Source organism: Lentisphaerota bacterium (assembly GCA_016873675.1).
Lineage (GTDB): Bacteria > Verrucomicrobiota > Kiritimatiellia > RFP12 > JAAYNR01 > VGWG01.
Genome location: VGWG01000092.1, coordinates 1 through 10,424, shown reverse-complemented (window position 1 = coordinate 10,424; position 10,424 = coordinate 1). Strand labels below are relative to the sequence as shown.

9 protein-coding genes are annotated in these 10,424 nt (G+C 62.4%); all 9 read right to left on the bottom strand.

Annotation, left to right across the window (positions count from 1 at the left end; translation table 11 throughout):
• Positions 1-363, bottom strand: a 363-nt coding sequence (locus tag FJ222_10165; GenBank protein MBM4164786.1) for an SPFH/Band 7/PHB domain protein, incomplete at its 3' end; no start/stop codon positions are given.
• Positions 360-1,337, bottom strand: coding sequence for an SPFH domain-containing protein (locus tag FJ222_10160; GenBank protein ID MBM4164785.1), 978 nt, complete (start codon positions 1,335-1,337; stop codon positions 360-362). The genes FJ222_10160 and FJ222_10165, both read right to left, overlap by 4 nt.
• Positions 1,338-1,350: 13 nt before the next feature.
• Positions 1,351-1,821, bottom strand: a complete 471-nt coding sequence (locus tag FJ222_10155; GenBank protein MBM4164784.1) for a CinA family protein — start codon at positions 1,819-1,821, stop codon at positions 1,351-1,353.
• A 238-nt stretch (positions 1,822-2,059) separates the two neighbouring features.
• Positions 2,060-5,752, bottom strand: coding sequence for a hypothetical protein (locus FJ222_10150; protein MBM4164783.1), 3,693 nt, complete (start codon positions 5,750-5,752; stop codon positions 2,060-2,062).
• A complete protein-coding gene (locus FJ222_10145; GenBank protein MBM4164782.1) occupies positions 5,749-6,594 on the bottom strand; it encodes a hypothetical protein in 846 nt (281 codons plus the stop codon). Before FJ222_10145 ends, FJ222_10150 begins: the two co-directional genes overlap by 4 nt.
• Positions 6,575-7,861 carry an RNA-dependent DNA polymerase gene (locus FJ222_10140; GenBank protein MBM4164781.1) on the bottom strand — a complete coding sequence of 429 codons (1,287 nt, stop codon included), beginning with the start codon at positions 7,859-7,861 and terminating at the stop codon, positions 6,575-6,577. Before FJ222_10140 ends, FJ222_10145 begins: the two co-directional genes overlap by 20 nt.
• Positions 7,862-7,934: 73 nt before the next feature.
• On the bottom strand, positions 7,935-8,492 hold the full coding sequence (locus FJ222_10135; protein MBM4164780.1) for a hypothetical protein: 558 nt from the start codon (positions 8,490-8,492) through the stop codon (positions 7,935-7,937).
• On the bottom strand, positions 8,489-9,991 hold the full coding sequence (locus tag FJ222_10130) for a transposase (protein ID MBM4164779.1): 1,503 nt from the start codon (positions 9,989-9,991) through the stop codon (positions 8,489-8,491). The genes FJ222_10135 and FJ222_10130 overlap by 4 nt, the downstream gene beginning before the upstream one ends.
• Complete coding sequence (locus tag FJ222_10125; protein ID MBM4164778.1) at positions 9,877-10,110, bottom strand: hypothetical protein; 234 nt, start codon at positions 10,108-10,110, stop codon at positions 9,877-9,879. The genes FJ222_10130 and FJ222_10125 overlap by 115 nt, the downstream gene beginning before the upstream one ends.
• Between the last annotated feature and the right edge of the window lie 314 nt (positions 10,111-10,424).

Below are 10,424 nucleotides of genomic sequence, written 5' to 3'. Positions count from 1 at the left end.
GAACAGGTAGGAGACCGGATCACTGATGAACATCTCGTACCAGATGCCGATGCCCATCGGCGCCCCCTCCTCGGAGTTCACCGGCTGGCTGCGCAGGTATTCCTGATCCAGACGCATGTCGGTCACATGACAGCGGCCCAGCCAGCACACAAACAGCGCCTTCCAGCCCAGGCGCGGCCACAGGAACGCGAATCCGGGTTCCTCCAAGACGCCGATCACCTTGCCGAACAGAACATACACCTGGCATTCCCGCTCCCGCACAATCGCGTAGATTCCCAGAAAGCGTGCCACGGCCAGCACCACCGGAACACCGATGAGCAGCCCGAAGAATGTCGTGACCGCGGCGATTATCGTTGGATTCATGGCTGCACCTCCGCGATGACGCGCTTCGCGCGGGAAAAGAGCCCCAGTTTAACGGTTCGAAGATAGGCGAGCATGGCCGCATGGCCGTTTTGCCTGAGGACGCCGAGTTGGGCCGCCAGACGCTGCAACGGCTCGACATCCGCCAGAGCCTTCAGCGTCTCGATTTCAACCGCCCGCCGCGACTGAACGATGCGTTGGTCAGCGGCAGCCGTGGCCAGACTGATGTCCGACGACACCTGGTTGTGGGCCGTGTTGATCGCGGCCAGCGCCGACTCCACCTCCGGCGGCGGATCGATCCCCGTGATCAGCGACGCGTCGAGCACAATCCCGTACCGCGACTGCGAACACTGGCACTCACGATCCATGTGCTCGTTCAGGTCTCGCAGATTCTTACGGAGATCGTTGATGGAAATGCCCTCGACCAGAACGGCTTCGGGCGAGCCATCGGCACTTTTCTTTCCTGGCGCCTCGAAGGTGGCGATCCGCTCACGCAACACCGAGACGAAATACCCCATCACATGGGCGAACGGATTGGCCACGCCGAAGAGATAGGCATAGAGATTGCGCTCGGACGCCTGGAACCGGATCTGACCGGTCAGACCCGTGTCCAACTGGTCCTTGGTGACGGCATCGAGCATGGTGCCGTTGCGGTTGGCTTGGGGAGACTCGGGATCAAAGGCCATGTTGCAGGTTTCGGTGGCGATCGAGACCTTGTGAATCCGCTCCCAGGGCCATTTGAAATACGGGCCGCCGGGCATGATGATGCGGATCTGCGGGTAACAATACCGCTCGCGCTCGGTTTCCCGCAACGACGCGGAGATCGGGTCGTCGAGGGTGGTCAGGTTGCCCAACCGCTGGGCCCGCCCAAAGACCGTCTTTGCCGCCCGTTGGTTCGGCCCGACGGTATACAGCCCGGTCAGGATAAATCGCACTACAAACCAGGCCAGAAAACCAATGATCACTCCAGTCATCATGTGTGTACTCCTTTCAGAACGGCAGCAATTCGAGCAACATGGAGAGGGTTGATGCGCTCGCTTGACGGCGGATGCATTCGCGGGTGCCCGAGAAAACGTAGCGGCGAACAATCCGGTTGGCCGGGCCGGCCACGGCGATGTAGACGAGGCCGACCGGCTTGTCGCCGCTCCCGCCCTCGGGGCCGGCGATGCCGGTGACGGCGGCGGCCAGGTCGGCGCGCAGGAGCGCGCGGACGTGATCGGCCAGCAGGACGGCGGTGTCGCGGCTGACGGCGCCCTGCGTGTCGAGCACGGTTTGCGGCACGCCGAGCACATCGCGCTTGACGGCATTGGCGTAACAGACGATCCCGCCGGTGAAGACGGCGGAAGCGCCGGCGACGGCGGTGACCAGCCGGGCGACCATGCCGCCGGTGCAGGATTCGGCGAGCGCGAGGGTCAGCCCCCGCTCGGCGAGTCTCTGGACCAGTTGGATTTCAGGGGTCATGACCGATAGTAGAGCAGATTTCGCCGCGTTTGTCCAGCCCCGTTGATTGAATATTGACTAATGCAACCCAATGGTGCGAAAGAGGTTAAAAATGATGAGGCTCATGCAATACTCCTCTCGTGGCACGGGCCAGCTATGTGCCGAATCACCATCCCGCACCTCCTGAGAGGGGGGCGTCTCAACAGGGGCGAATCCTTCTTGCTTCAAGTTATGCCATATCGGCTGCCGATTAATGAGCCTACGGTTCTACAATCCGCACTCGGTAGAATCGTGCGGCGGGCGCCGGATCGGTGCCGTCCGTATAGGTCTGCACGCCGTCCACCACCGCCGTCCGCAGGCTGTCGCCGTCCTCACCCGCTCCGTTCGGCGCGTCACCCCATGGCCCGGCAAGCGCCGACGCGCACTCAACTTGGTAGGTCTTGCCCGCCTTGGCGTTCCAACGCACCCGCATGACCACCGCCTCGCTGCCGTCCGCCGCGACGATCTTAAACACGTCCGTCTCGCTATTGGGGTCGGTTCCCGCCCTGATTTCGTTGCTATCGCTGACCCCGTCCCCGTCGCTGTCCCGCAGCAACGGGTTGGTGCCGTGTACGCGGATCTCGTCAAAATCGCTCAAACCGTCGCCGTCGCTGTCGGTCAGATCCACCCGCGTGCCCAGGCGCAGCTCCTCGCCGTCGAGCAGCCCGTCGCCGTCCGAGTCGAGGCTGGTCATCACCTGCACCGCCGTCGTGTTGTTGCGCTCGTCAATTTCGTCGACCGAATTCGTGGGATCAACGGCGATATAAACGACCTCGAATGCCGAGGTAAAAACGGTTCCGCCCATGGCCCACTGGAACCCGGCGTCATACACCCCGTTTGTGCCGAAAACCAGCTCGCCCAGTGTGTCAGTCGCCAGCAGCTCGCCGTCGGACGCCCCACGCCGGAAGGTCACTTGCACACCTTCAGGGGTCGGCACCGCGCCTGCGTTCATCACCGTGGCTTTAATCAACCGCTGATTCGTACTTTCGTTGAAGGCCGACGCGCTATCCACCGACAGGTCGGGCAGCAGCGCCGCCAGCGTGGCCGTGTTGTTCGCCCGGTTGCGGTCGTCGGTCTCCAGTCCCGGATCGACCACCGCGCGCAGCACGGTGTTGCTGGCCGCCTCCGGCACTGTCCACGGTACGCTCACCACGACGGATGCGCCGCCCAGCAATTGCGCGACGCGTTGCGTCGCGCCCACCTGCACCGCGCCCTCATACACGCACACCGCCAGATTCGTCACCGTCAGGTCGCCGCGGTTTTCCACCGTCACCAGAATGTCCACGCTCTCCCCGACTTCCACCTCGTTGGTCGACAGCGAGATGCCGTATTGACCGATGGCAGGGTCGGGTCCGACCGGATGGTCCAGCACGCACAGGTCCACCGCCCCAAAGACCGGCACCCCTTCGGCGTCCTCGCCGACCGCCACCTTCGAATAGGCCAGCAGCAGCCTCCCGTCCGCGCCGAACAGGCCCGCGAAGCCGCGCTCCAACGCCGGGTCTTCCAACAACCGCACCCCGTGGCTCCACACCCCCTGCGCCGGATCGTAGTTGAGGATGTACGGATCGGGCGCCACCTCGCCCGCGACTCCCGCGTCCTGCCAGACCGCCGCAAGCTGCCCATCAGGGCCGGTGACCAGCTTGAAGTCCTGCGCGCCGCTGGCGATTCCGACCTCTCCCGCCACCACCGGATTCTCCAGCCCCAATCCGCGTGCCGAAAGGATCTTTCCGTCCTGGAACCACACCACCAGCAAGCTGCCGTCGCCGGCATAACGCACGTAGGGACGCGTATCCTGCAGCGAGTCGGTCGTCAGCCGCACATAGGGTCCCCACTGACTGCCGTTGAACGCGCATCCGTAAAGTTCCTGATCCTCCCGCGTCTCCAGGTCGCCGTCGAGATCCATGGCAAAGACCAGCGCGGCTTCGGAACCGTTATACGCCAGGTCGCAATAGGTGATTGTCCCCAGATTCACAGCCACATAGTCCTCATCCGACCACACGCCGTCACTGCGTCGCGCGAAGAGGATGCGATTGGGTTCCGCCGGCGTGCCCGTGGGGTTCTGGTACCGGTTGCGGATCCATGCCGCCATGGCGCTGCCGTCCGCCGCGGCCGCCAGCATCGGGCTGTGGTCGAGCCAGGCGTTGTCGGTCAGATTGCGGCAAGTCCAGGCCCCCGTCGCGGGGTCGCGCTCGCCCGCCGCGATCTCCAGGCCGGCCAGCGCCTCATCGAGCGTTGCTCCGTTGGTCAAGGCGGCGCGGCCGTTGGCCCAGACCGCCAAAAGCGTGCCATCCGCCAGCGCCGCAGTTTGCGGCGCGAAGTCGCCCGTGCCGTCGTCCCAGACCGCCACCGGCGCCGACCACCCTGCGCCGCCGTTGAACACGTTCACCAGCTCGGTGCGGTTCTCGGCCAGCCGACCCGGATTGTCGCGCACGTAGAGCACATGGTTCGTCACACCCGCCGCCGCAACCGCCGGGTCCGGATAGGGGTAGCCGTCTGCCATGAGCACCGTCTCGGAACCACCCGTCAGCGACAATACCCGCAGCGTCGAAGCGATTGCCAACCGTTTTGTTCCGCCCCGCTTTAGATAATCGCGCCCCAGCGGCTGGAATGCCCGCGTATCGAGGGCGGCGAGATTGAGCGGCTTGGCATTCAAAAACAGGTGATCGGAAGACATTGCAGCAAAAGGATTGATGCCCTCATCTAAGTTAATAATCCAAATTTGACCCGACCAGATATCAATGGGTACAGTAAAGCACAGAAGAATGATTTCTGCGCCTACCTCACCACCGACACCAAATTTGTTGATTACAAGCGGCGGGCTCTGGGCATCAATAATACCCCCCAAACTAACATAACCTTCTAATGCCAACACACCACTGGCCCCACACCCCAAAACACCCTTAACCTTCGGCAACGCCTCACTCTGCAACACGAAATCCGGGGTCCACCCTTGCCCTGTCCCGAGATCGCGAATACGGAGGCTGATCGAAAGATCTGCACTAATATCCGCTCGAAGATATATGGGCGGTGGAGCATAGATATAATACGGAGGCGTGGAATACTGCCCGTATACATTAAATCCAAGCATTGCCGTGTTGACGGACCATCCTCCCGTGGTCTGATTCCAAAAGGCGACTACTTCTCCTTCCACATCCAATCCGAATTCCACCCCCGCAGCCTCGCCCCACTTGCCGTCCGGCTTGTGTTTTTGCGTTTTGTTCACCTTAATATTTTGATTTTCGCCGACAGCCGCCTTGATCGTGAGGGTGCCATCGCCCTTGAACTCCCCCTCCGCCCTAAACTTCGGTTGGACCTCCATGGCATCGCCTGGTATAGGACACCCCTGAACCACTCCACTTTTGCCTTTAAAAATATCCATATCGAACTCTGGCGTCGTGTAGATCAGGTCGTTCCCCTGGGAAAGTACCTGCGGGTAGAACAGCATGTTCGCGAACGGCGGCAGCGGCGCCACATCGAAGTTCGCCCGGAAGGCCGGCGAGCGCGTGCCGTCCGTCGCCACGGCCACGACCTCCAGCTTGCCGCCGGTGCCGAGGCTGCCGACGTTCAGGCTCTTGGCGTAGTTCAGCCCGTTGTCAGCGCCGTTAAACTCCAGTCGGCTACCGGTTTTTCCGCCCCAATCCACCTGTGCGGTGAAGGCCACGTCGAGCCCCACCCCCGCCAGGAAGTAGACATGCCGGCCGGCGCCGCCATACATCCCTTCGCACCAGCGGCTCGTCACCCCCGTGACCCGCACCGCCGTGGTGGCTCGCGTGTCCACGCGGAACGCCGCCGACTGTCCGGAGCCGGTGCCGGCGTGGACGGTGGCGGCGGCGAGCAAAAGGATCGATAGATTCGATAGAATCGAAACATTCGACCGAATCGATTCCCTCGAAAAAAACTCTCTCTCACTCATTGCCCGCCCCCTTCCACTTCCCTCACACCCTTGCACTCGGGATACCCAGTGCAACCCCAAAATCCCTTGCCCGCGTTCTTGCCGCTCTTGGCCGTGCGCCGCGCCATGGGCTTGCCGCAGTCGGGGCACACCGGCGCGCCCTGCTGCTTCGCGCGCGCCTCGATCCGGATTCCGGAGAGCTTTTCACGGAACCCGCCCTCTTCCTTGAAGGTCTCGCCCTGCGACTCCATCTGGTGGTTGAGCATGTTGATCACCCGCGCGATCAGGATGAGGAGCGCGTTCGCCATCGTTACGTCGTTATCGGAATCGAGCCACGGCGCGAACTTTCTTTTCTGCGCCAGGATATGCACGCAGGCATCATGCACCACGTCCTCGCCGTATTCAGCCTTGTCCAGCCGCACGGCGTAGACCGTCCGCGCTTCGGGCGTTTCCTTGCCCCACGGCGCCTGTTCTTGCTGCAGGAGCCAGTTCAGGTAGTCGCCCGCCAGTTCCGCCAGACTCGCCCGCGCCACGTCCGTCAGCCGCATTTCGGTTTCTTTAGAGGTCGCCCGACGCGCCGAACCCTCGGCGTTGTTGGCGCAGCCCGAGCGGGCGGATTGGGTCATCTGGTCGTATTGGCGGCCGGTGGGGTCGTTCGTGCGGTTCAGGAAGCGCTTGCAGAAGCGCTGCGTGCCGAGCTGCACGATGTTGCCCATGATCCAGGAATCCAGCCAGAAATAGCCGCCGGTGCCGCCGAATAGGCTCATGTGTTGCTCCTTTGTTTTCGAAAGAATCGAGGGAATCGATAGATTCGACCGAATCGATCCCATCGAATCCTTCGAATCATTCGATTCTATCGACATCTCCCCAGAAACCGCTCCCGGCGCGGCGTTCGCCCGCGCTACCGGCCGCCCGGGGCCTGACCTGTTCGTTCCCGTCTGCGCGGGACGCGGGCGATCCCGGATGGGACCCTGCCTGTCCTGGCACGGTGCTGGCGGCGCGGAAGCCGATGTTGTTGTTCCGGTTGTCAGGCCAGTTGTTGTTGCGATTCGCGGAACGGCAGTTCCTCGCGTTGTTGTTCCAACTCCCGCCCCGTTTCACCCGGTTCGATCCCGACGCCGCACCGTCTCCGGTCGCCCTCTCTCCTTCTTTGAGAATGTTCTTGAACCCGAACCACCTTACCCCGCCGTCCGCAGCCGCCGCGCACGCCCGCAGCCGCTCCCCGTCCAGCAGCCCGGCCGTATACGCCCGCTCGCGTCCCGCGAACCGCCGCCGTGTCCGCAGGAACCGTTCTCGCTGCAGTCGCCAGCAGGCCGGAAAAATGCGCAACCCAAGGAAAGGAAGACCCTCGGTAACCGGCGCGAGCCGCGTTGCTTCGGTCTTGAGCTGCAAACCGCGCTCATCCCGCAGCCACCGCTCCGCCTCTTCCAGCGCTAGCCAGCACTCCGGCTTGGACTCTGCGAACATCACCATGTCGTCCATGTAGCGGATGTAGCCCGGAAGCCGCATTGTCTCTTTCGCCTGATGGTCGAACCCGTCCAAAAACGCATTGGCGAACCACTGGCTTGTCAGATTGCCGATCGGTAAGCCGCGTCCACCCGCCTGTCCGGGAACAGGGTGGCGGACAATACGCTCGATCAGTCCCCGCACCTCCCTCTCGCGGAACTTCGGCAGCAACACCTCCAGCAGCCGGTCATGCCCGATGCTGTCGAAGTAGTGCCGCACGTCGATCTTGCAAAACCACGGGTGCGCCCTCACCAAATCCCTGGCCCGCGCGCACGCCCGGTGCGTCCCTTTGCCCTCACGGCAGGCGTAGCTGTCTTCCGTGAAGCCCCGCTCCAGCAGCGGCGTGATCACGCCGCACAGAGCGTGGTGCAGCACCCGGTCGCGCACCGGCGCGCAACTGATCGTCCGCGGCTTGGGGTCATGCACGCGAAACTGCACGTACTCGCCCGGGCGATACTCGCCAGCCAGCAGGTCGGCTCGCAGAGCGGCCAGGTTCGCATCCAGAGCCGCGCCGAACGCCTGCACCGCCTGCGAGCCGGCATGCCCCTTGCGTACGCGGCCCCACGCCGCCAGCAGATTCTCCGCCGACGTGATCCGCTCCCATAGCTGGCCGTGTGACTTCATTTGGTTTTCGCTTTTCGAGAGAATCGATGGAACCGATTGATTCGTACGAATCGATTCAGTCGAATTTCTCGATTCATTCGATCTTCCCGCCCGCCTCGCTTGACCCGCATCCCGCTACCAGTTCCAACACGTCCTTCCCATAGTCCCGGCAGAACGCCTCCCCGATCCCCGGCACCTCTTTCAGATCCGCCAGGCTCTTCGGCGCCTTGTTCACAATCTCCGCCAACTGCGTGTTTCGGGCGATAGCATACGCCGGTTTGCCGTCCGCCTTGGCGCGGTCGTTGCGCCAGCGCTTCAGGTCGCGGTACAACGGCCGCAGACCCTCCGCCACGCTCTCCTCCGGATTCGGCGCATTCGGGTCGCGCGGCTTCCAACCCTCGCCGGACGGCCCGTCGCCGAGCAGCAGCACCAGCGCCAGATGAGGCACGTTGCCGTGCAGGAAGAAGTGCTCGCGCGCCTCCAGCACCTCGCGTCCGGCCGTCGCCTGGCGCAAGGCCCCCTCCGGGAAGCCCTGCACGCCCTCTTGATACCGCAGCGTGATCACCCTCACGTCCATACGTCGCCCTTTTTTAAAAAATTTGGCAGGGGGTTGCCACCCCCTGCACTGGAGTTTGGCCCTTTGTTGGTTCATGCGACAGCGTAGAATAGGGCAGAGGCCAGCGTGTTATCGAGTTTCTGCGGCTTCGTGTTCAGGGTGGGGTTGGACACGAAGCCGGAGAAATGCAGGGCCTCGGCCCAGACCTCGTGGCGAAGATGCTGGAGCAGTGACTGCGTGGAGGCTCTGAGGTTTTTTTTGCGTTGCCATTTGGGTGCGGGCAACGTGTCAGGTTGGCCGGTGGGTCCGTAGGCATGCGTGGCGGCCGTGAGCAGCATGGCATAGGCGGCAACCGCCAGAGCCGGGACATTTTCGACAGAGTTCTCGTGACGGACTTGTGCCTGGCCGACGCCGATGATGGTTTTCTCGTCACGGAAATTGACTTCGATATCCCAGCGCCATACGTAGGCTTGAATGATCTGCTGGATGTTTGCATCGGGGTCGGTGCAGATCAGGAAAGCGGGCTTGCGGTAGAGCATTTTGGAATGTCGGGTCAGTCGATATCCCAACGGGGCGATAACGATGAGGCGCAAGTCGCGTTGCTTTCCGGCGGATCGCCAGCACAGAGGGCTCATCGTCTTGATTTTAAAGGTGTGTGTTTGGCCGGCCGCGAAAGCTTCGACGGGTTGCCAGGGCACGTCCGTATTCTGGCGGAGTTCTTCGGGCGTGGGTGCGCGATCCCCATAGACGCGATTGCGGCCCGGTTTTCCTTCTGTCGACTCGGGCAGGTGATAAAGCTTGGCGTCGGTGCGGATCCGGCCGACGGCAACCGTTCGTTCTGGCAGGTGCTTAATAAAGGTGCCGTTGGTATAGCCGCCATCGACAACCGCCCATAGCGGCCTTTCTTGCTGCCCTTCTTCATCCATGGCGCGGCGTAACGCGTGCAGGCGTTCAGCGCCGACTTTCGGCAGAGCCATGTCGCGTTGGTTCTTGCGGAACTGGGCGCAGGCTTGCTCGTCGGCCTCGTCACGCGGCTTCTGTGGCGCCGGGGCATGGACAAAGTCAATGGGGATCATCCGGGCCATTCCATTATCGGCCGCACAGGCCATAGAGGTCTGAACGAATCGTTGGGCCTTGATGAAGTTAACGTGGAACGGGGGACCCATGGGGTCGCGGGTGTATCTGACCCCATGCGTTTTGCGTCCGCTCTTACGCAGACGCGTGTCATCCAGGGCCGCCACAAGGGGTTCGCCGGAAGCGAGTCTCGCCGTCAGGCTCTGGCGGACGGGGCTAAACAGCTTCTCGGGCTCAACGCGTTCGGACGAATACATTCTGTAATCGGCGCTCCAATCGCAAAACAGCCGTCCTGATGTCCCGAGCACACCGGTCAGGGTGTGTCGGCCCAGGCAGAGCAACTGACTGATCAAATGTCTGCGAGTGCGCTCGCGCATCGCCTCGCTGCCCAGCCCGTCGCACTGGTTCAGGAGTCTCTCGATCCCTTCGAGGAGATGCGCAGAGTTTTTTTTACTGTGATCGGAGACGGCGGCACATGCCGACGATGGGCGATGATGTTCGCCTTGTCCTCGACGATCCATTCAATGACTTCGCCTTTCTCGAACTCCATGGCCTCAGCCACGGCAGTTGGAAAGTTAATGTAATACTGATCGGCGGTCTTTTTCCTGTGAATGAGCTGAACTTTCGTGGGGTATCCCATGCTGATCCTCCTGTGTTTATGATCTAGCATTAATGCTAGATTACAATATACACAAAAAAACGCCGACACACAACGAAAAAAGTGCGCTGGCGCAAAAAATCTAGTGCCCGTATCTAGTCAAAGGCCAAACTCCAGGGCAGGGGGTTGCCACCCCCTGCACCCCCGCTGCGAGTCGGCACCTGCGCTACCGCGCGTGCCGCCTCGCAACCCTCCCTCTCCCGACTGGGAGAGGGCCGAGGTGAGGGTAGCGCTACCGCGCTATGGCAGGGTCCTGGCGGCGCGGAAGCCGATGATGAAGTACCGGTAGTCAGGCC

Excerpts from the sequence above, each read along its gene's own strand:
- FJ222_10135 (MBM4164780.1), bottom strand. The coding sequence starts at position 8,492 with ATGAACCAACAAAGGGCCAAACTCCAGTGCAGGGGGTGGCAACCCCCT.
- FJ222_10150 (MBM4164783.1), bottom strand. The coding sequence starts at position 5,752 with ATGAGTGAGAGAGAGTTTTTTTCGAGGGAATCGATTCGGTCGAATGTT.
- FJ222_10130 (MBM4164779.1), bottom strand. The coding sequence starts at position 9,991 with ATGGATCGTCGAGGACAAGGCGAACATCATCGCCCATCGTCGGCATGT.
- FJ222_10155 (MBM4164784.1), bottom strand. The coding sequence starts at position 1,821 with ATGACCCCTGAAATCCAACTGGTCCAGAGACTCGCCGAGCGGGGGCTG.
- FJ222_10145 (MBM4164782.1), bottom strand. The coding sequence starts at position 6,594 with ATGTCGATAGAATCGAATGATTCGAAGGATTCGATGGGATCGATTCGG.
- FJ222_10125 (MBM4164778.1), bottom strand. The coding sequence starts at position 10,110 with ATGGGATACCCCACGAAAGTTCAGCTCATTCACAGGAAAAAGACCGCC.
- FJ222_10160 (MBM4164785.1), bottom strand. The coding sequence starts at position 1,337 with ATGATGACTGGAGTGATCATTGGTTTTCTGGCCTGGTTTGTAGTGCGA.
- FJ222_10140 (MBM4164781.1), bottom strand. The coding sequence starts at position 7,861 with ATGAAGTCACACGGCCAGCTATGGGAGCGGATCACGTCGGCGGAGAAT.